This window comes from Delftia sp. GW456-R20 (assembly GCF_001622915.1).
In the GTDB taxonomy this organism is placed as follows: Bacteria; Pseudomonadota; Gammaproteobacteria; order Burkholderiales; family Burkholderiaceae_C; genus Comamonas; species Comamonas acidovorans.
In genome coordinates, this window is record NZ_LWCN01000005.1 from 637,190 (window position 1) to 656,976 (window position 19,787).

The window sequence follows — 19,787 nt, forward strand, 5'->3', positions numbered from 1 at the left end:
GCGAAGCGACTCAGGGGGTGTCATCTCAGACATCAGTGCCGATACGGTTGCGCAGCACGCCCAGTCCCGTGATCTCGACCTCGACCACATCGCCGTGCTTCATGTACAGAGGCGGCTCGCGGCGGTCGCCCACGCCGCCCGGCGTGCCCGTGGCGATCACGTCGCCGGGCGACAGCGGTGTGAAGCGCGACACATAGGCCACGATGGTGGGGATGTCGAAGATCAGGTCGCCCAGGCTGGCCTGCTGCACCACGCTGCCGTTCAGGCGCGTCTGCAGCGCCAGGCTGCGCACGTCGGCCACCTCGTCGCGCGTGACCAGCCAGGGGCCGAAGGGCGCCGTGCCGGGAAAGTTCTTGCCGGGCGTGAACTGGTGCGTATGGCGCTGCCAGTCGCGCACGCTCACATCGTTGAAGCAGGCATAGCCGGCGATGTGGTCGAAGGCATCTTCCTTTGCAATGTGGCGCCCGCCCCGGCCGATGACGAAGGCCAGCTCGCCCTCCCAGTCGAAACGCTCCGAGAAGGCCGGGCGCAGCAGCTCGTCGCCATCGGCGGCCAGGCTGTCGTTGAAGCGCAGGAACAGCGACGGGTGCTCGCTGTCGGCGCGCCGCGTCTCGGCCACATGGGTCTTGTAGTTCAGGCCCACGCAGATGAGCTTGCCGGGGTTGGGGATGACGGGCAGCGCCTGGGTCTGCGCCGCATCGACGGACACGGCGCCGGCCTGCAGGGCCTGCTCCAGCTCGCCCAGCGCCTGTGCGCGCAGCACGGACAGCAGGTCGGGATGGCGGGCGAGAAAGTCGGCGGGCGGCAGCAGGAAGCGCTCGGCCAGAACCTGCCCGTAGCGGGGCTGTCCGGCATGGATGAAGCTGGCGAGTTTCAACGGATTTTCCTTAGGTTCGGTGTCTGGAAAACCTGCCAAGGCAAGGCCGCTGGCAAGGCATGACTGCACTGTAGAAATCCCGTTGATATCTGGATAGATAGAATTTCAGGCTTTCAGAATTGCCTCATCAGGCATACCTCAACCGGGTAACCACCATGCACCTGCCCAGCGTCAAGCTCTTCCTCGAGGTCTCCGAAGCCGGCAGCATCAGCAAGGTCGCGGCACGGCGGCACACCGTGCAGTCGCACATCAGCCGGCAGATCAGCGAATTCGAAGCGTCTCTGGGCGGCCCCTTGCTGCGGCGCACGGGCCGGGGCGTCACGCTGACGCCGCTGGGCGCGCGGGCCGCGCTGCGGCTGCGCAGCTGGCTGCAGGAAACCGAGCAATTGCAGGAAACACTGCGTGCGGACGCAGGCCAGCTATGGGGAGAGGTGCGGCTGGGCATCGTGCCCTCGGCCGCGCACCCGCTGATGACGCATGTGTTCGACTGGCTGCAGCGCGAGCACCCCGGCATACGCCTGAACATCACCGAGGCCCAGGGCACGGAGCTCGATGCGCTGCTGGACAGCGGCGCCGTGGACCTGGCCATCCTCTTTCGCTTCGCACGCCCGGCCGGCGACGACGAGCGGCTGCTGAGCACCGCGCACAGCTATCTGGTGTCGCGCCCTGGCGACCCCTTGACCCTGGCGCCCACCACGGAGTTCGCCGCGCTCGACGGCCTGCAACTGGTGCTGCCGCGACGCCCCAGCCATTGGCGCGACGCGCTCGATGAGGCCGCGCACAGCCACGGCTTTCGGCTCGCGGCGGCCGCCGAGGCCGACTCGCTGACCGTGCAAAAGGAACTCGTGGCCCATGCGCCCGGCCTCTACTCGGTGATCGGCCCGTACTCCATCGATGCCGAACTGCGCCAGGGCCGGCTGCAGGCCAGCCGACTGGTCAACCCCGGCCTGGTGCGCCATGTGACGCTGGCCCTGCCCCGGCACGGCAAGCTCACCCAGGCCTGCCGCGTGGTGGGCGATGCCATCGAGGCCTTGACGCAGGCCTGGGGACAGCAGCTGTCGCCGGGGCCGCTGAGCACCTCGGGACTGCTCGGCGGTTGAAGGCATCAGATGTCGGCCCCATCGGCTCCAGTCGTCGGCCATGCACGCCGTGGCCAGGCCATCGGAACACAACGGCCGCAACCATGTCAGCGGGCCTGGCCATCACGCACGGCTGCAATGGCTTCGATCTCGATCATGGCCGCCGGGTCGTAGAGCGCCTGGATCTGGGCAATCGTGTCGGCCGGATAGGGGGAGCCGAAGAACTCGCGGCGAAGGGCAACCACCTCGTCGAAGTGGCCCATGTCGGTGACGAAGATGGTGACCTTGATCACGTCCTTCAGGCTGGAGCCGCCCGCCTCCAGCGCGCGGCGCAGATTGGCAAACGCCTGCCGGCCCTGGGCCAGGAAGCCGCCCGGCACGATGCGGCCATCGTCTCCGGCGCCGGCCTGGCCGGAGATGAACAGCAGCTCGCCAAAGCGAATGCCTTGCGACAGCAAAAACGGCTCGTAGGGGTCGGGTTGCGTGGTGACACGGTGCAGCATGGTTTCATTTCCTTCATCCATCCCCGGCAGGATCGCGCTTGGGGCATGGGTGGACGATAGGGAAGCCGGGTGATTGCGACAAAGGTTCATTTGTCAGGCATAAGATGAGTTTTCCTCACCCCATTCCTCACCCGACCCTTGCGTCCTCCAGCCCTCATGCAACGCAACCAGCTGCCGCTTTCCGCACTGCGCGCCTTCGAGGCCGCCGCCCGCCTGGGCAGCTTCAAGCAGGCCGCCGACGACCTGGCAGTGACCCCCACGGCCATCAGCCACCAGATCCGCGCGCTGGAGGAACAGCTGGGCCTGGCGCTGTTCGATCGCCAAGTACGCAAGGTGGTGCTGACCGAGGCCGGCGCCCAGCTCTATCCGGTGCTGCGCGATGGTTTCGACGCCTTTGCCGCCACGCTGGAGCGCCTGCTGCAAAAGCGCCTGCGCGCCCAGGTCAGCATCTCGGCCACCAATGCGTTCACCGTGAAATGGCTGGTGCCGCGCATGGCCAGCTTCCGCGCGCTGCACCCTGAGGTGGACCTGCAACTGCAGGCCTCGGACGATGTGGTGGACCTGCGCTCCCATGCCGTCGATATCGCCGTGCGCTACGGGCGCGGCCCTTATCCGGGCCTGGTGGCCGAGCCCCTGTTCAGCGACCGCTTTGCGCCCGTGGCCAATCCCCGGCTGGGCGTGCTGGGTCCGGCCGACCTGGCCCGCCTGCCGCTGATCCGCTTTGACTGGAAGACGGCGCACGCCAGCAATCCCACCTGGGAGCGCTGGTTTGACGAGGCAGGCCTGGCCTGGAATTCACCGGCGGGGCAACTGCGCTTTTCCGACGAGGGCCATGCCATCCAGGCGGCCATTGCCGGTCATGGCATTGCCCTGGTGAGCCTGGCCCTGGTGGCCGAGGACTTTGCGGCCGGCCACCTGCTGCAGCCCTTCGGCCCCTCGATCACCGGCCATACCTACCATCTGGCCGTGGGCGAGCAACGGAAGCCGGGCCCCCATGTGCGCGCCGTCATGGACTGGCTCAGAAGCCAGTCCATGGCCTTGCCGTAGCCGTACCGTAGCCGCCCTCAATAACCCCGTGCCGCGTCCACCGCCTGCGGCAGCTCGCCGCTGGCGCGCCAGCGCCGGATGTTGCCCGCCACGATGGCCGATGCCGTCGCGCGGTCCGTGGGTGCCGAGATGTGGGGCAGCACGGTCACGGCGGGGTGCGCCCATTGCCAGGACGCTTCGGGCAGGGGCTCCTGCTCGAACACGTCCAGCACGGCATGGGCCAGGCGGCCGCTGTCCAGGGCGGCGCGCAGCGCGGCATCGTCCACGATGGGGCCGCGCGCAAAGTTGATCAGCGAGGCATGGGCAGGCAGCGCGGCCAGCGCCTGCGCGCCGACGATGCCGCGCGTCTGCGGTGTGAGCGGCAGCAGGCATACGAGGATGTCGGTCTGCGCCAGCATGGCGGGCAGCTCGGCATCACCCGCATGGCATTGCACGCCTTCCATCTGCCTGGGCGTGCGGCTCCAGCCGCGCACCTGGAAGCCTGCCGACAGCAGCCGCTGCGCGGCGGCCTTGCCCAGTGCGCCCAGGCCCAGCAGCGATACCGTCCTGTCCTGCGCGCGCACGCCGTCATGCGCCAGCCATTGGCGCGCGGCCTGCTGCCGGGCATAGCGCGGCATGTCGCGGTGCAGGTACAGGGTCCAGGCCAGCACGGCCTCGGCCATGGTGTCGGCCAGTTGCGGGTCCACCAGGCGGACGATGCGCAGGTCGGTATCGCCCAGGTCGGCCACCAGGCGCTCCACGCCGGCCCAGACGCTGTGCACCCATTGCAGGCGCGGCAGCGTGCGCAGGTCGGCGGGCTGGGGGTTGGCGACGATGGCGACCTCGCAGGCCGCGCGCTGGCCCGCATCCAGCGCATCGAGGGCGACCACGCACTCCTCTGGCAGGGCGGCCTGCAGGGCCTGCAGCCAGGCTTGGGCTGCCGGATAGCCGGGTGCGCAGACGAAAGGGAGCGGAGACAGCGAACCGCTCATTTGGCGAAGACCTTGTCCAGGTCGGCGAAACCCTTGACCTCGATGGGATTGCCGCTGGGGTCGCGGAAGAACATGGTGGCCTGCTCGCCGGGCTCGCCCTCGAAGCGGATGCCGGGCTGCAGCACGAAATCCACCACGCCGCCGGACAGCCGCGCGGCCAGGGCCTTCCAGTCGTCCATGGCCATCACCAGGCCCAGGTGGGGCATGGGCACCATGTGGTCGCCCACGCGGCCGGTGTTCGTGACCGGGAAGGGCTCGCCCAGGTGCAGCGAGATCTGGTGGCCGAAGAAGTCGAAGTCCACCCAGGTCTCGGTGCTGCGGCCTTCCTGGCAGCCGAGCAGCGTGCCGTAGAAGGCGCGCGCTTCGTCCAGATCGCGGACATGGTAGGCAAGGTGGAAGCTGGTGCGCATGGCTGATCCTTTGGTTGTGCTTGTGGTGCAGTCAGGTTCGCAGGCCGTGGCCTGCCGTGGGTGGCGCGAGCCTAGCAGAGGCTTTCCGAAAGTGATAGCGTTGATTTCTTTGCAATCCCCAAGGAAATCTTTTGGAGACCCGCTATCTCAAGAGCCTGATCGCCGTGGTGGACAGCGGCTCCATCGCCGATGCGGCGCGCGCCGAGCACCTGACCGCCGCCGCCGTGGGCCAGCGCGTGCAGGCGCTGGAGCGCGAGCTGGGCTTTGCCCTGCTTTCGCGCAGCGGCCATGCGGCCCGCCCCACCCAGGCCTGCCTGGCCCTGCTGCCGCGCGCGCGGCGCCTGGTGCGCGAGGCCGCGCTGCTGGGCAGCGATGCCAGCGCCGATGGCCTGGCCGGCACGCTGCGCATCGGCGCCATCTCGACCGCGCTCACCGGCATGCTGCCGGCCGCGCTGCGCAAGCTCACGCAGGCGGCGCCACAGTGCCGGCCGGTCATCGTGCCGGGCACCTCGCGCGCACTGTTCCAGATGCTGCAGGCCGGCGAGCTCGATGCCGCCGTCATCGTGGCACCCCCTTTTGAACTGCCCAAGGCGCTGCGCAGCGTGCAGCTGCGCCGCGAGCCGCTGGTGCTGCTGGCCCCGCCCCAGGCACGCGGCCGGCCTGCCACGCTGCTGCGCAGCCTGCCCTACATACGCTACGACCCCGATGCCTGGGGAGGCCGCCATGCGGCCGACTGGCTGGCCGACCAGGGGCTGGAGCCTGCGGTGCTGTGCGACCTGGACGCGCTGGAGGCCATTGCCATGCTGGCCGCCGACGGCATGGGCGTGGGCCTGGTGCCGCACTGGACGGGCCTGGAGCGCTTCATGGGCGACTGCCGCATGCTGCCCATTGCGGGCGCCGCCTATGAGCGCGCCATCTTGCTGGTGACCAGCGCCGAGCCCGACCTGCCGCGCATGGCCGAGCTGCTGGAGGGCGCACTCGCGTAGGTTGCGGCCTTCGTTCTCAATCCGCCTGCACGTAGCCCGTGACGCGGATCATTTCGCGGTACTTGGCGATCTCGCGCGCATAGGCGGTCGCCGCATCGTCCAGGCCCATGGGCTTGGCGACGTCACGGCCGTCGGCCTCCAGCTTGGCGATGACCTGCGGGTCCAGCAGGGCCTGGCCGATGGCCTGGTTCAGGCGCTGTTTGACATCCTGCGGCGTGCCGCGCTTGACGAAGTAGCCCGCCAGGCTGGCGTACTCGAAATCGCGCAGCGCCGGCACTTCCGTGATGCTGGGCACGGCCGACAGCACCGCAGGCCGGTTGCGCGACAGCACGGCCAGCGCCCGGAAGCGGCCGGTGCGGATCATCTCCAGCATGGACGCCTGGAACGGCATGATGCTGAAGTCGATCTGGCCGCCGGCCAGGTCCTGGATCACGGGCGCCGTGCCCGCATAGGGCGCGTGGGTGAACGGCACCTTCACCACCTTGCCCATGTACTCGGTGATCAGGTGGTAGAGCGAGCCTACGCCCACGGAGCCGTAGGTCAGCGAATTGCTTTCGTTGCGCGAGCGTGCCAGCGCCAGGAACTCTTGCATGTCCCGGGCCGGCAGGCCCGAGCGCACCAGCAGCACCAGGTGGGTGACGGTGATGTACTGCAGGTTCTCGAACGCATCGGGCTGGTAGCGCACGGCCTTGTTGGTGAGCGGCGGCAGGATGAGTTCGTTTTGCGTGCCCTGGAAGAACATGCTGCCGTCGGCCCTGGCGCCCAGCACTTTGGATGCGGCAATCGTCCCCGTGGCGCCGCCCAGGTTCTCCACGATCACCTTGGCCGCCAGTCCCTCGCCTATGGGCTTGCTCAGGATGCGGGCGCTGACGTCGCTGGGCCCGCCTGCCGGGTAGGGCACCATCAGGCTGACCGGGCCGGGCGCCGAGGCCGCGGCAGGCTGCAGCAGCAGGGGCGCCAGCGGCAGGCCGGCGGCGATTTTCAGGAGCGAGCGGCGTGTGGGCAAGGCAAGTGGATTCATGGAAGTGCACCAGGCAGTGGCTTGAGGGGGAAGGCGGGAATCAGGCGCGCCCTACCACCGGGCGTGGGGCAGGCGCGCAATGGTGTGGAGCACCGCCAGGCCGCGCGGGACGATGGTGTCCACCTCGCAGTACTCGTCGGTGGTGTGGAACTTGCCGCCCACGGGGCCGGTGCCGCACAGCGTGATGGCGCCCAGGCTGGAGGTCACGCCCGAGTCCGCGCAGCCGCCGCTGAACTCGCCCTCGGCCTTGTGGCCCAGCGCGCCCAGCTCGGCCTGGTACAGCTCGAACAGTTGCTGCGACTGCGGCGTGGGAACGAAGGGGCGGAACTCGCCGGTGATGTTCAGCGTGGAGCGCGTGCCCTGGATGAAGGACTTGTCGCAGATGCAGCGGATGCGGCCCACCAGGGACTCGCGCTGGTCCAGGTCGAAGATGCGCAGGTCGATGGCCGCCTTGGCCGACGGCGCCGACGTGTTCACCGACAGGCCGCCCGACACCAGGCCCACGTTGACCGTGACGCCCTTGTCCAGGTCGGTGAGGGCGTCCAGCGCCACCACCTTGTGCGCCAGCTCCGAGATGGCGCTGATGCCCTCGGCGAAGTTGGCGCCCGAGTGCGCCGCCTTGCCCTCGATCTCCACGCCGAAGAACACGCCGCCCTTGCGGCCCGTGACCACGTTGCCCGAAGGCCGGCCCGGCTCCGCATTGAAGACAAAGCCCGCCTTGCGCGCAAAGGGCTCGATGACGGACTTGCTCAGGGGCGAGCCGATTTCCTCGTCGCAGGTGAACAGGCCCGTGACCTCGGGCGCAGGCTCCGCGCTGTGGGCCAGCGCAGCCAGCAGGAAGGCGTTCATGACGATGCCCGACTTCATGTCGGCCACGCCCGGGCCGTAGGCCCTGCCGCCTTCGATGCGGAACGGCCTGCGCGCGGCCTCGCCTTCAGGGAAGACCGTGTCGCAGTGCCCCATCAGCAGCACGGGCCTGCCCACGGTGCTGCCCGCGTTCACGGTCACCGAGATCGCCGCCTCCACGCCATCGACGAAATGCGGGCTGACCTGCAGCCCCTGGCCCAGGAAGAAGGCCTCCAGGCGCCGGAACACGCGCGCCACGCCAGGCTTGTCGAAACTGCCCGAGTCGATGTTGACGATGTCCGCCAGCAGCGAAAGCATGTTCTCCCGCTGGCCCTTGATCCACTCCGACGCGCCGACCGCCCGGTCCGCACTGACAATGGCTTGCTGTGGCATCCGCTGCCTCCGTATTTTTCAATACTTGGTATTGTTATTTAATACTTCAGATTCACAATCAGGTAAAACGATGATCGAAAACGCGTTGTATGTGGGCTCCGTGGGCAAGGCATTCCGCGTGCTGGACTGCTTCAAGGGCGCGGCGGGCGACCTGAGCCTCACGGAAATCATGGAGCGCAGCGGCCTGGACAAGAGCGCCGCCCAGCGCTACGCCTACACCCTCAGCGCCGAGGGCTACCTGCAGCAAAACAGCCAGACCCGCCGCTACCGGCTGGGCCCGGGCGTGCTGGACCTGACCTTCCACTTCCTGCGCACGCATGCGCTGGCCGAGGCGCTCAACCCCCTGCTGCTGCAGCTGTCCAAGGACACGGAGCAGAAGATCAGCCTGTCGCTGCGCGACGGCGACTGGCTGGTGCACGTGCTGCGCCACCAGACCAGCACCGAGCACTACCACGCCTCGCTTGTGGGCCGGCGCGTGCCCCTGCAATGCACGGCAGGCGGGCGCGCCGTGATGGCCCGGCTGGACGAGGCGCAGGTGGAGCAGCTGCTGGCCCCCGGCCGCCTGGTGGCCAGCACGCCCCGGACGCTGACCACGGCCAAGGCCGTCCAGGCGGAACTGAAGAAGGTGCGCGAGCGCGGGTACGCCATGGTGGTCGATGAATTCATCATGGGCGAGGTCGCGCTGGCCGCCGCCGTGGTCGATGCCGACGGCGTGCCGCTGGGCGCCCTGCACCTGAGCGGCTCGTCAAGCCAGTGGAGCGGCGCCGACTACGCGAAGAAGTTCTCGCCCCTGCTGCTCAACGCCATCGCCCAGTACGAGCGGCGCAACGCGTAGCGCCTGCCGTCCAGCGCGGATCCCGCTATACTGCGCCCCTTCTTTCTTGAACGAGCTGCTGCAGGAAAGACGTTTTCCGGGCCTTTGCCGCCCGGGTGTCTTTCATCGTCCGTACACCCACCGGACGCGGCGAGCGCCAACCAGGCCTCGCGGATCTGCAGCCATGAGCACTCCTCAACGACTCCAGCGTGCCTTTGCACGCACGGGCATCTCCCTCGACTATCGCGACGGCATCTACCACGTGCGCGATGGCCAGGCCGAGGCCCACATTCTTCTTCCCGACAGTCTTCCCCTGGAGGACAAGGCCGTGCGCCAGTTGCTGGCCTTTGCGGCCGTGCGCCGGCATGACGGCCAGGGCAGCCACGGCGCCGTCTGCCGCGCCTGCGCCACGCCCGACTTCCATCCGGGCACGGTGGCGCCCGTGGGCAGCGTGGTGGCCACGCCATCGGACTTCGTCATTCCGGCCGCCATCGGCACGGACATCAACTGCAGCGTGCGCCTGCTGACCACGGGTGCCCGGCTGGACCAGTTGGCACCGCACAAGGGCAGGCTGGTGGACTTGCTGACCGCCAGCCTGCTGGGCAGCGGGCGCGACGTGCCCGTGACCACGGCCGCCTTCCGCGCGCTGTTCGACCACGGGCCGGCCGCCTTTGTGGACCGGCTCAGCGGCCAGGGCCTTTGGGGCCATGTCGACAGGGACCGCCTGCACCGCGAGTTGGCCGCCTGCATCGGCCTGGACAGCTTCGCGGGCAGCGCCCGCCACGCGCCCCATGCCTATCTGCAGGAGCGCCATGCCGTGTTCCGCGACCCGTGCCTGGGCACGGTGGGATCGGGCAACCATTTCGTGGAACTGCAGGTGGTCGACGAGGTGCTGGACCGCCACGCGGCCTACCGCGCCGGACTGCGCGCGGGCGACGTGGTGGTGATGATCCACAGCGGCTCGCGCGACCTGGGCTTTTACGTGGGCCAGGCCTGGATGGACCGCGCCCGGGCCGAGTGGCCGCAAGGCGTGAAGCACCCGGCCAGCGGCCTGTACGGCCTGTCGGGTCCGCTGGCCGGCGAGTACCTGCAGGCCATGGGCGTGGCGGCGCGCTATGCCTGGGCCAACCGCGTGGTACTGGCCGAGCTGGTGCGCAAGGACCTGGAGCAGATCGTGGGCGCAGCGGATTCGCGCCTGGTGGTCGATGTGCCGCACAACGTGGTCCTGCAGCAAGGCGGCATGAACATCCACCGCAAGGGCGCCACGCCGGCCAACGAGGGCGACTTCGCGCTGATCCCGGGGTCCATGGGCGATGCCTCCTACCTGGTCACGGGCCTGGGCGCGGCCGATTGGCTCTGGTCCTGCAGCCATGGCGCGGGGCGGCGCATGCGCCGCCAGGCCGTGCGCGCACTGCGCCCCGAGGCCCGTGCAGGCCATGCGGCCGAACAGGGCTGGCAATGCGTGACGCTGCGCGAGGAGCGCCGCATCGAAGAGGCCCCGGAGGCTTACAAGCCCATCGGCCCGGTCATCGAGTCGCAGGAGGCCGCCGGCCTGATCCATGCCGCCGTGAAGCTCAGGCCCTGGATCACCTTCAAGGCCTGAGCACCGGCAGGCGCCTCACTGCAGTCGCAAGCCGTCCGCCGCACGGTCCTGGGCCAGCTTGCGGTACAGCGTCTGGCGGCTGATGCCCAGCATGCGCGCGGCCTGGGTGACATTGCCCCGGCAGTTCTCCAGCGCCTGCCGCACGGCCGAGCGCGAGAGTTCATCCAGGCTCTGCGGCGCAGCGTCGAGCCGGGGGCCGCTGCGGGCGGTCTGCGCCAGCTCGGCCTGGAAGTCGTCGGGCAGATGCTGCCACTGCAGGCAGTCCTCATGGGGATCGAGCATGGCGCAGGCCGTTCTCAGCACGCTGGCGCACTGGCGCAGATTGCCGGGCCAGCCATGGCCGGCCAGCTGCGCCAGCAGGGCCGGTGCCATGCGCAGCGGGCGCGCGGGTTCGATGTCGGCCAGCATGCGCGCGGCCAACGCCTCGAAGTCGCCGCGCTCGCGCAGCGGAGGCAGCTCCACGGCCAGGCCGTTGATGCGGTAGTACAGGTCGGCACGAAAACGCCCCTGGTCGGCATCCTCGCGCAGCCTGCGGTTGGAGGCGCTGACCAGCGCGAAATCGACCGCAACGGGCGTGCCGCCGCCCAGCGGCACCACCTGCCGCTCCTGCAGCACGCGCAGCAGCCGGGTCTGCAGCGACAGCGGCATGTCGCCGATCTCGTCCAGGAACAGGGTGCCGCCGTGCGCCTGGCGCAGCAGGCCCGCCTGTCCTTCGCGCCGCCCGCCCGTGAAGGCGCCCTGGCGGTAGCCGAACAGCTCGGCCTCGATCAGCGACTCGGGCATGGCCGCGCAGTTGATGGCCACGAAGGGGCCGTCGCGGCGCGGCCCGCTGTCGTGGGCCGCGCGCGCAAACCATTCCTTGCCCACGCCGGACTCGCCCTGGATGAGCAGCGCAATCGGCTTGCCCAGCACGCGCCGGGCCTTGTCCGCCGCCGCACGCCAGCGCGCATCGCCCGTGTCCAGCCGCGCCAGCGCATCGCGCGCCGGCTGCTGCGGCGCCTGTTCCTGTTGCTGTTGCTCTGCAACCCGTTCCACGACCGAGGACCGGACCGTGCGCCGGTCCGGCACCAGCTGGCCGAACAGCGCCGTGCCGTCATGGCGCCGCAGCGGCTGGGCCGCATCGGGCTGGCGGTGCTGGCGTGACAGCAGCTCCTCCAGTCCGGCGTCCAGCACCTGCTCCAGCGACACGCTGCCCAGTTGCGCCCGCGACAGGCGCAGCAGGGCCAGCGCGGCGCGGTTGGCGCCTACCAGCCATCCGTCCGCGGAAATCAGCGCAATGCCTTCGGCCACCGTGCCAATGCCTTCGGGCCGCGCGTGCAGGTGCAGGCGGATGTGGCGCTGGCCGTCGCAGGCCATGAGGCGGTTTTCGATCATGCGGGCCGCCGTGCCGACCAGGCCCAGCGTGTGCGGGCTGCCCCGGCCATGTTCGCTGGAGATGTCCAGGATGCCCAGCAGCTGGCCCGTGCCCGACAGGATGGGCGCCGCCGCGCAGGTGAGAAAGCCGTTGCGCTCCAGGAAATGCTCGCCGCCCTGGATTTCGATGGAGTCCATCTCGGCCAGTGCCGTGCCGATGGCATTGGTGCCGCGCTGCGCCTCATGCCAGGACGCACCGCTGGCCAGGGCCACGCGCTCGGCCTTGCCCAGAAAGAAGGGGTCGCCGCAGGTATCCACCAGGGTGCCGCAGGGGCCGGCCAGCACCACCACGCTCTGGCTGCCGCGCACTTGCTCGGACAGGTATTCCATGACGGGCCGTGAATGCGCCAGCAGCGCATGGTGGCGGCTGCGCAGCACGCCCAGCGCGTGCTGCTCCAGGTTGTCGGCGGCGCCCAGCCGTCCTGTGGGACGCAGTCCCTGCTCGATGCAGCGCTGCCACGAGCGCGCCAGGCGCTCGTCCACCAGGCCGCTGGGGCACAGGCCTGACTCCATCAGGCTGTGACGGGCCTGGCGCAAGGCCACAAGGGAGGCTCTCGATTGCATGCTGTCTCCTGCTCGGGCGTCATTGCGCCGCGTTGCAGACCAGTATGCGGGGCCGGCGGGCACCGGGCAAGCCAAGTGGCAGGCCAGGCGCCCGACTGTTCCATTTCTGGACAGTTGTCCTGTTGCGCAACGTCACGGCACAGGGCGAACGCGCACGGGAATACCCGCAGCAGCCACGTCCCGCGTGCCTTTGCGGGCACCTGACCTGCGGCCTGCAGGCTGGCACGGCTTTTGAATCATGTCTGCCGTCCGGCCATGGCCGGATATCCCGATCCACACCCGATCACAACAGACCCATAAGCATCCTCAGGAGACAAGCAGCATGACCGTCTACGCAGCACCCGGCGCCGCTGGCGCCAAGATCGCCTACAAGGCCCGCTACGACAACTTCATCGGCGGCAGGTTCGTACCTCCGGTCAAGGAGCAGTACTTCGACGTGGTCACCCCCATCAGCGGCAAGGTCTACACCCGCGCCGCGCGCTCCACGGCCGAAGACATCGAACTGGCGCTGGACGCCGCCCATGCCGCCAGCGACGCCTGGGGCCGCACCAGCGCGGCCGAGCGCGCGAATGTCCTGCTGAAGATCGCCGACCGCATCGAGGCCAACCTGGAGCTGCTCGCCTATGCCGAGACCGTGGACAACGGCAAGGCCATCCGCGAGACGCTGAATGCCGACATCCCGCTGACCGTGGACCATTTCCGCTATTTCGCGGGCTGCGTGCGCGCCCAGGAAGGCGCGCTCAGCCATATCGACGAGACCACGGTGGCCTATCACATCCAGGAGCCGCTGGGCGTGGTGGGCCAGATCATTCCCTGGAACTTCCCCATCCTCATGGCGGCCTGGAAGCTGGCACCCGCGCTGGGCGCGGGCAACTGCGTGGTGCTCAAGCCGGCCGAGTCCACACCCATCAGCATCCTGATCCTGGCCGAGCTCATTGCCGACCTGCTGCCGCCCGGCGTGCTCAACATCGTCAACGGCTTCGGCCGCGAGGCCGGCATGCCGCTGGCCACCAGCAAGCGCATCGCCAAGATCGCCTTCACGGGCTCCACTTCCACGGGCCGCGTGATCGCCCAGGCCGCGGCCAACAACCTGATCCCGGCCACGCTGGAGCTGGGCGGCAAGTCGCCCAACATCTTCTTCGCCGACGTGATGGACAAGGACGATGCCTTCCTCGACAAGGCCGTCGAAGGGCTGGTGCTGTTCGCCTTCAACCAGGGCGAGGTCTGCACCTGCCCCAGCCGCGCGCTGATCCACGAAAGCATCTACGACCGCTTCATGGAGCGCGTGCTACAGCGCGTGGCCGCCATCCGGCATGCCAACCCGCTGGACACCGACAGCATGATGGGCGCGCAGGCGTCCAAGGAGCAGCTCACCAAGATCCTGTCATACCTGGACCTGGGCAAGCAGGAGGGCGCCGAGGTGCTGGCCGGCGGTGGCCAGGCCCATCTGGGCGGTGACCTGGAAGGCGGCTACTACGTGCAGCCCACGCTGTTCAAGGGCCACAACAAGATGCGCATCTTCCAGGAGGAAATCTTCGGCCCCGTGCTGGCCGTGACCACCTTCAAGGACGAGGCCGAGGCCCTGGCCATCGCCAACGACACGCTCTACGGCCTGGGCGCGGGCGTGTGGAGCCGCAACGGCAACGTGGCCTACCGCATGGGCCGCGCCATCAAGGCCGGGCGCGTGTGGACCAACTGCTACCACGCCTACCCGGCGCATGCGGCCTTCGGCGGCTACAAGGAATCGGGCATCGGCCGCGAGACCCACAAGATGATGCTGGACCACTACCAGCAGACCAAGAACCTGCTGGTCAGCTACAGCGAGAACAAGCTGGGCTTCTTCTGAAGTTCTTCCCAGGTGAATGCGGCCGGCGGCGCACAGCGCGGCCGGCCGCCCAGGAAAGGACCAACCCATGGTTGACAAAGTGATTGCCACCGACGCCGCGCTGGCGCTGATCGCCGACCTGCAGGCGCAGCACGGGCCGGTGTTCTTCCACCAGTCCGGCGGCTGCTGCGACAACAGCGCCGCCAACTGCTACCTGCCCGGCGAGCTGACGATAGGCGCCCAGGACGTGCTGCTGGGCCAGGTGGGCGGCGCGCCCTTCTACATCGGCAAGTCGCAGTACGAATACTGGAAGCACACCCAGCTCATCCTCGACGTGATCGAGGGCCAGGGCGGCACCTTCTCGCTGGAGGGCAGCACGGGCAAGGCCTTCCACACACGCTCCAGGCTGTTCACGGACGAGGAATACGCCGAGATCCTGGCCAGCGAGGGCAACGGCCCCTGACAGCGGCCGCGCGGCCGGCTACTTTCCGGTCAGCCGCTTGACCGCGGCCTCGGTCTGGCGCACATGCTCGTCAGGGTCCGAGCCCATGTGCACGAAGCGGACCTTGCCGTCCTGCCCGATCACGTAGGAGATGCGGTCGGCGCGCTGGGGGTCGGCGGCGGCCGAGGCGTCGTAGGCGCGGATGGTCTGCGCCTGCGGGTCCGATGCCACGGCGAACTGGTCGCGGCAGGCCTCGGTGGAAAAGCGCTTGAGCGTATCGATGTCGTCATGCGACATGCCCACCACCGTGGCGCCCATGGCCGCGAAACGCGGCGTGGCCTCGGCAAAGGCGTGGGCTTCCATGGTGCAGCCCTGGGTGAAGGCCTTGGGGAAGAAATACAGCACCACCGGCCCCTTCTTGAGCGTGGCGGCCATGTCGAAATCGAAGGCCTTGCCCGCCACCGCTGCCGGCGTGGTGAAACGCGGCGCGTTGTCGCCCACCTTGAGCGCGGCCTGGGCCAGCGGCGACAGCAGCAGCGCCGCCAGCAGGGGAGCGGCGGCACGCGCGCAGCGGCGGCCCAGGGATGCGCGTGGGTGGGTGGAATCGCCGCAGCGGATATCGGACATGCATGGCCTCCTGAGCCTGGAACGGGATGCCCCATTGTGGCCAATCGGCCAAAGCCCTGGGCGCGTGTGCCGTGCATCAGCGCCCTGCTTCGCCGGGCCTGATCCTGAACCAGATCGAGTACATGGCAGGCAGGAAGACCAGTGTCAGCACCGTACCGGCGAGCGTGCCGCCGATCAGCGTATAGGCCAGCGTTCCCCAGAACACCGATTGGGTCAGCGGGATGAAGGCCAGGATCGCCGCCAGCGCGGTCAGGATCACGGGCCGGGCGCGCTGGACGGTGGCCTCCACCACCGCCTGGAACGGCGCAAGCCCCTCCTGCTCGTTGTGCTGGATCTGCCCGATCAGGATCAGCGTGTTGCGCATCAGGATGCCCGACAGCGCGATCAGCCCCACCAGTGCGTTGATGCCGAAGGGCTGCTGAAAGACGATGAGCGTCGGCACCACGCCGATCAATCCCAGGGGGCTGGTCAGGAACACCATGACCATGGCCGATATCGACCGCACCTGCAAGATGATGATGATCAGCGTGATGGCGATCATGATCGGGAACAGGGGCAGCATGGCCGTCATGGCCTTGCCGGATTCCTCGATGGAGCCGGCCTCGTCGATGCGGTAGCCCGCAGGCAACGCCTTCCTGATGGGCTCCAGCTGCCGGGTGATGGCCGCCGACACATCGGGCGGCTGCAGGCTGTCATCGATATCACCGCGGACCGTGATGGTGGGCATGCGGTCGCGGCGGCGCATGACGGGCTCCTCCATCTGCACGGTGACCTCGCCCAGCTGCGACAGCGGTATGCGCTGGCCAGTGGCGTTGGTGAGCGTGAAGTCGCCGACCCTGGCCACATCGTGGCGGGTGCCGCCCGCAGAACGCGCCATCACCTGCACGGTGCGGATGTCCTCGCGCGCGGTGGTCACGGGCACGCCGCTGAGCAGGAACTGCAGCTGCTGCGCGACCGCCGCGGAGGTCAGGCCCATGGCCTGCAGCCGGTCCTGGTCCAGGGTAAAGCGCATGACAGGGGTGCGCACGCCCCAGTCGGAGTTCACGGTCCGCATCATCGGGCTGTCGTGCAGCACCTGGTGCACCTGGCCGGCAATGTCGCGCAGCCGCTGCGGGTCGGGGCCGGAGACGCGATACGCCACGGGGAACGGGGAGTACGGCCCGAACACGATCTGCGATGCGCGCACCTGCGCCTGCGGAGCCAGTCCCAGGGCGATGGCCTCGCGCAGCCGGAGCTTGAGTGCGTCGCGCTGCGCCTGGTTGGCGGTGCGCACGACGATCTTGGCGAACGACGGGTCGGGCAGCTCAGGGGAGATGGCCAGAAAAAAGCGCGGTGCGCCCTGGCCGATATAGGCGGTCACGATCTCCGATTCGGGCTGCTGCAGCAGCCAGGCTTCCACCTTGCGGGTGGTCTCGCTCGTCTGGCCGATGGAGGTGCCGTAGGGCATCTGCACCTCGACCATCACCTCGGGCCGGTCGGAGATGGGAAAGAACTGCTTCTTCACGATGGACATGCCCAGCACGGAAGCCACCATGAGCCCGCCCACGACTGCGGCCACCATGCCCTTGCGGGCGATCACCTTGCCCAGCACGCGCCGCAGGCGCTCGTAGCGGGGCGTGCCATACATCGCCGCATGTCCGCCTTCGACCTTCTTGAGAGGGGGCAGCATCTTCACGCCGAGATAGGGCGTGAACACCACGGCCACCACCCAGGACGCGATGAGCGCGATGCCGACGATCCAGAACATGTTGCTGGTGTACTCGCCTGCAGCGGAGCGGGCGAACCCGTTGGGCATGAAGCCCACCGCCGTCACCAGCGTTCCGGACAGCATGGGCGCCGCGGTATGGCTCCAGGCGTAGGCAGACGCGGTCACGCGGTCGTAGCCCTCTTCCATCTTCACCACCATCATCTCGATGGCGATGATGGCGTCGTCCACCAGCAGGCCCAGCGCAAGGATCAGCGAGCCGAGCGTGATGCGGTCGAAATTCTTTCCCGTGGCGGCCATGATGATGAACACGGCCGCCAGCGTCAGCGGCACGGCCGCAGCCACCACCACGCCAACGCGCCAGCCCATGCTGGCGAAGCACACCACAAGCACGACCAGCAGCGCGGCCAGGAACTTGAGCATGAACTCATCGACGGCGGCGCTGATGTTCACGGCCTGGTCCGTCACCTTGGTCAGGCCCATGCCCAGCGGCATGTCTGCGTTGATGGCGCCCACCTCCCTGTCCAGCGCCTTGCCCAGGTCCAGCCCGTTCCAGCCATCGCGCATGACGACGCCCAGCAGCAAGGCCGGCTCCGCGCCGTTGCGGATGATGAAGGTCGAGGGGTCTTCGTAGCCGCGCTGGACGGTGGCGATGTCGGACAGCCTGACCGTGCGGCCCTGGGCCACGATGGGCGTGTCGCGGATCTTCTGCAGCGCGTCGAACGCCCCGTCGATGCGGATGAACACCTGCGGTCCCTGGGTCTCCACCGACCCGGCAGGGGTGAGGGCGTTCTGGTTGTTCAACGCAGCGAAGACGTCCTGCGGGCTGATGCCCAGCGTGGCCAGGCGCTCGTGCGAGAACTCCACGTAGATCCGCTCGGATTGCTCGCCGACGATGTTGACCTTCTTGACGCCCGGCACATGCAAAAGACGCTGGCGCAAGGCTTCGGCATCGCGCACCAGCGCCCTGGGCTCCTCGCCGCGCGCCTTGAGGGCGTAGATCGCAAAGGTCACGTCGGCGTACTCGTCGTTCACCATCGGGCCGATCACGCCCGCCGGCAGGTTGCGGGCCTCGTCACCGAGCTTCTTGCGTGCCTGGTAGAACTCCTCCTGCACCTCGCCGGGGGGCGTGGAGTCGAGCAGGGTCAGCGTGGTGAAGGCCAGCCCCGGCCTGACGAAGGTTTCGGTGCGGTCATACCAGCGCAGCTCCTGCAGGCGCTTTTCCAGCTTCTCTGCCACCTGGTCCTGCATTTCCTGCGGGGTGGCGCCAGGCCAGGCCGTGATGATCGTCATGACCTTGACGGTGAAGGCCGGATCTTCCGCCCGGCCCAGCTTCAGGAAGGCAAAGACACCCGTCAGCGAAATCAGCAGGATCAGGAACAGCGTGATGGAGCGCTCACGGACGGCAAGCGCCGACAGGTTGAAACGGCCTTCACTCACGGGACGCTCCCGTGGACACGGAGGACGCCGTAGACGTTGTTGCCGTTGAAGGCGCCGGCGCCTCGCTGTCCAGTCGCACCTGCGCCCCCTCGCTCAGCAAATGCGCGCCGAGCGCGACGATCCGCTCCCCCAGGCCGAGCGCACCCGCCACCTGGGCATTGCCGTCCTGCACCTGAACCACGGTGACGGGCTGGCGCCGCACCTGATCGCCCTGCACCACCCAGACAGCGGCACCCTTGCCCTCGTCGAGGATGGCGCCGATGGGGACCTGCAGGGTTGCCTTGCCCGCTGTCGCTGTCGCTGTCGATGTAGATGTAGATGTCGATGTCGCTGTTGCTGTCGATGTCCCGCCAATCCTGAGCGTGACCGTGCTGCCCAGCGGGGCGCTGGCCGCCGCGCCAGCGTCCAGCACATAGCGGGCCTCAAAGGTGCGGGTGGCCCGGTCGGCCACATCGGACAGCTGGCGCAGTCTGGCGGGGATGACCACATCCTCCCTGCCGAACAGGCGGGCCTGGGCCGCCGAGCCCAGCGCGGGCCGCAGTGTTTCGGGCAACTGGACGACCGCTTCGCGCCTGCCGGCATGGGCGAGGCGCACGACCACCTGGCCGGCACTGACGACCTGGCCAGGCTCGGCAAGTGTTTCCATCACGATGCCATCGGCATCGGCCAGCAGTTCGGCGTAGCGGCTGGCGTTCAACGCTGCGGCGGCCTGCGCTTCGGCCGCCCTGAGCTGGGCGCGGGCGGAATCCGCGGCCGCCTTGATCTGTTCATGGGCCAAGGCCGAAACGGCACCCGTTCCCTGCAGGTCACGGTAGCGCTGCTCCTCGTCGCTGGCCTGCTGAGCCCGTGCCCTGGCGGCTGCGACGGCCTCCTGCTGGGCATTGGCGGCCAGCTTCAGGTCCACCGGGTCGAGGCGCAGCAATGCCTGGCCCCGCCTGACCGTCTGGCCTGTATCCACCAGGCGCTCGAGCACCTTGCCGGCCACGCGAAATCCAAGATCGCCCTGCACCCTGGCCGCGATGGTGCCGGTGAAGACGCGCTCGGAAGCATTGCCTGGCGCTACCAGGGTGGTACGAACGAGGGGTGGCTGAGTGCGCGGATCCGGCGGCGTGATTTTGCCGCAGGCAGCCAGTGCAAGTGACAGTGCGCCGACAGCGGCGATGGACAGATGGCGGTGCCGAAGCATGAGGGGTCCCGATCAATGAGCAGGACCCGATTCTG

Annotated in this window: 17 protein-coding genes; 7 read left to right on the forward strand and 10 right to left on the reverse strand. The window is 68.8% G+C overall.

Going from position 1 to position 19,787, the window contains the following annotated elements:
• Positions 1–25: 25 nt before the first annotated feature.
• The gene (locus A4F85_RS26790; protein ID WP_063328319.1) at positions 26–877 is read right to left on the reverse strand and encodes a fumarylacetoacetate hydrolase family protein; all 852 of its coding nucleotides are present in this window, start codon (positions 875–877) and stop codon (positions 26–28) included.
• 155 nt (positions 878–1,032) lie between these two features.
• Here A4F85_RS26790 and A4F85_RS26795 point away from each other — a divergent pair, with 155 nt between their 5' ends.
• Positions 1,033–1,977, forward strand: a complete 945-nt coding sequence (locus A4F85_RS26795; protein WP_063328320.1) for a LysR family transcriptional regulator — start codon at positions 1,033–1,035, stop codon at positions 1,975–1,977.
• Positions 1,978–2,063: 86 nt separating this feature from the next.
• On the opposite strand, the gene A4F85_RS26800 is transcribed toward A4F85_RS26795, so the two are convergent.
• Complete coding sequence (locus A4F85_RS26800) at positions 2,064–2,459, reverse strand: RidA family protein (protein WP_063328610.1); 396 nt, start codon at positions 2,457–2,459, stop codon at positions 2,064–2,066.
• 156 nt (positions 2,460–2,615) lie between these two features.
• Here A4F85_RS26800 and A4F85_RS26805 point away from each other — a divergent pair, with 156 nt between their 5' ends.
• Complete coding sequence (locus A4F85_RS26805) at positions 2,616–3,506, forward strand: LysR substrate-binding domain-containing protein (RefSeq protein ID WP_063328321.1); 891 nt, start codon at positions 2,616–2,618, stop codon at positions 3,504–3,506.
• Between the two features lie 17 nt (positions 3,507–3,523).
• Here the strand turns inward: A4F85_RS26805 and A4F85_RS26810 are convergent, their stop codons facing one another.
• Complete coding sequence (locus A4F85_RS26810) at positions 3,524–4,477, reverse strand: 2-hydroxyacid dehydrogenase (RefSeq protein ID WP_063328322.1); 954 nt, start codon at positions 4,475–4,477, stop codon at positions 3,524–3,526.
• Positions 4,474–4,887 (reverse strand): VOC family protein, encoded by a 414-nt coding sequence (locus A4F85_RS26815; protein WP_012207434.1) that lies wholly within the window; start codon positions 4,885–4,887, stop codon positions 4,474–4,476. The genes A4F85_RS26810 and A4F85_RS26815 overlap by 4 nt, the downstream gene beginning before the upstream one ends.
• 131 nt (positions 4,888–5,018) lie before the next feature.
• Here A4F85_RS26815 and A4F85_RS26820 point away from each other — a divergent pair, with 131 nt between their 5' ends.
• A complete protein-coding gene (locus A4F85_RS26820) occupies positions 5,019–5,873 on the forward strand; it encodes a LysR substrate-binding domain-containing protein (RefSeq protein ID WP_063328323.1) in 855 nt (284 codons plus the stop codon).
• A 16-nt stretch (positions 5,874–5,889) separates the two neighbouring features.
• Here the strand turns inward: A4F85_RS26820 and A4F85_RS26825 are convergent, their stop codons facing one another.
• Both A4F85_RS26825 and A4F85_RS26830 read right to left on the reverse strand, forming a co-directional pair.
• Positions 5,890–6,894 carry a tripartite tricarboxylate transporter substrate binding protein gene (locus A4F85_RS26825; RefSeq protein WP_063328324.1) on the reverse strand — a complete coding sequence of 335 codons (1,005 nt, stop codon included), beginning with the start codon at positions 6,892–6,894 and terminating at the stop codon, positions 5,890–5,892.
• A 51-nt stretch (positions 6,895–6,945) separates the two neighbouring features.
• Positions 6,946–8,133, reverse strand: a complete 1,188-nt coding sequence (locus tag A4F85_RS26830) for a M20 family metallopeptidase (RefSeq protein WP_016450904.1) — start codon at positions 8,131–8,133, stop codon at positions 6,946–6,948.
• 70 nt (positions 8,134–8,203) lie between these two features.
• On the opposite strand from A4F85_RS26830, the gene A4F85_RS26835 reads away from it, so the two are divergent.
• Both A4F85_RS26835 and A4F85_RS26840 read left to right on the forward strand, forming a co-directional pair.
• Positions 8,204–8,968, forward strand: coding sequence for an IclR family transcriptional regulator (locus A4F85_RS26835; RefSeq protein ID WP_013800690.1), 765 nt, complete (start codon positions 8,204–8,206; stop codon positions 8,966–8,968).
• 163 nt (positions 8,969–9,131) lie between these two features.
• Complete coding sequence (locus A4F85_RS26840; protein ID WP_043790055.1) at positions 9,132–10,550, forward strand: RtcB family protein; 1,419 nt, start codon at positions 9,132–9,134, stop codon at positions 10,548–10,550.
• A 15-nt stretch (positions 10,551–10,565) separates the two neighbouring features.
• Here A4F85_RS26840 and A4F85_RS26845 read toward each other — a convergent pair whose 3' ends face one another.
• Positions 10,566–12,527: a sigma-54-dependent Fis family transcriptional regulator gene (locus A4F85_RS26845; RefSeq protein WP_063328325.1), complete on the reverse strand. Its 1,962-nt coding sequence runs from the start codon at positions 12,525–12,527 to the stop codon at positions 10,566–10,568.
• A gap of 322 nt (positions 12,528–12,849) precedes the next feature.
• Here A4F85_RS26845 and exaC point away from each other — a divergent pair, with 322 nt between their 5' ends.
• On the forward strand, positions 12,850–14,373 hold the full coding sequence (exaC, locus tag A4F85_RS26850; RefSeq protein WP_012207447.1) for an acetaldehyde dehydrogenase ExaC: 1,524 nt from the start codon (positions 12,850–12,852) through the stop codon (positions 14,371–14,373).
• A gap of 67 nt (positions 14,374–14,440) precedes the next feature.
• The gene (locus tag A4F85_RS26855) at positions 14,441–14,815 is read left to right on the forward strand and encodes a DUF779 domain-containing protein (protein WP_012207448.1); all 375 of its coding nucleotides are present in this window, start codon (positions 14,441–14,443) and stop codon (positions 14,813–14,815) included.
• Between the two features lie 18 nt (positions 14,816–14,833).
• Here the strand turns inward: A4F85_RS26855 and A4F85_RS26860 are convergent, their stop codons facing one another.
• The 3 genes from A4F85_RS26860 to A4F85_RS26870 form a co-directional block, all read right to left on the reverse strand.
• Positions 14,834–15,421: a peroxiredoxin gene (locus tag A4F85_RS26860; RefSeq protein WP_063328326.1), complete on the reverse strand. Its 588-nt coding sequence runs from the start codon at positions 15,419–15,421 to the stop codon at positions 14,834–14,836.
• Positions 15,422–15,497: 76 nt separating this feature from the next.
• A complete protein-coding gene (locus A4F85_RS26865; protein WP_063328327.1) occupies positions 15,498–18,566 on the reverse strand; it encodes an efflux RND transporter permease subunit in 3,069 nt (1,022 codons plus the stop codon).
• On the reverse strand, positions 18,559–19,752 hold the full coding sequence (locus A4F85_RS26870) for an efflux RND transporter periplasmic adaptor subunit (RefSeq protein WP_063328328.1): 1,194 nt from the start codon (positions 19,750–19,752) through the stop codon (positions 18,559–18,561). Before A4F85_RS26870 ends, A4F85_RS26865 begins: the two co-directional genes overlap by 8 nt.
• Positions 19,753–19,787 lie beyond the last annotated feature (35 nt).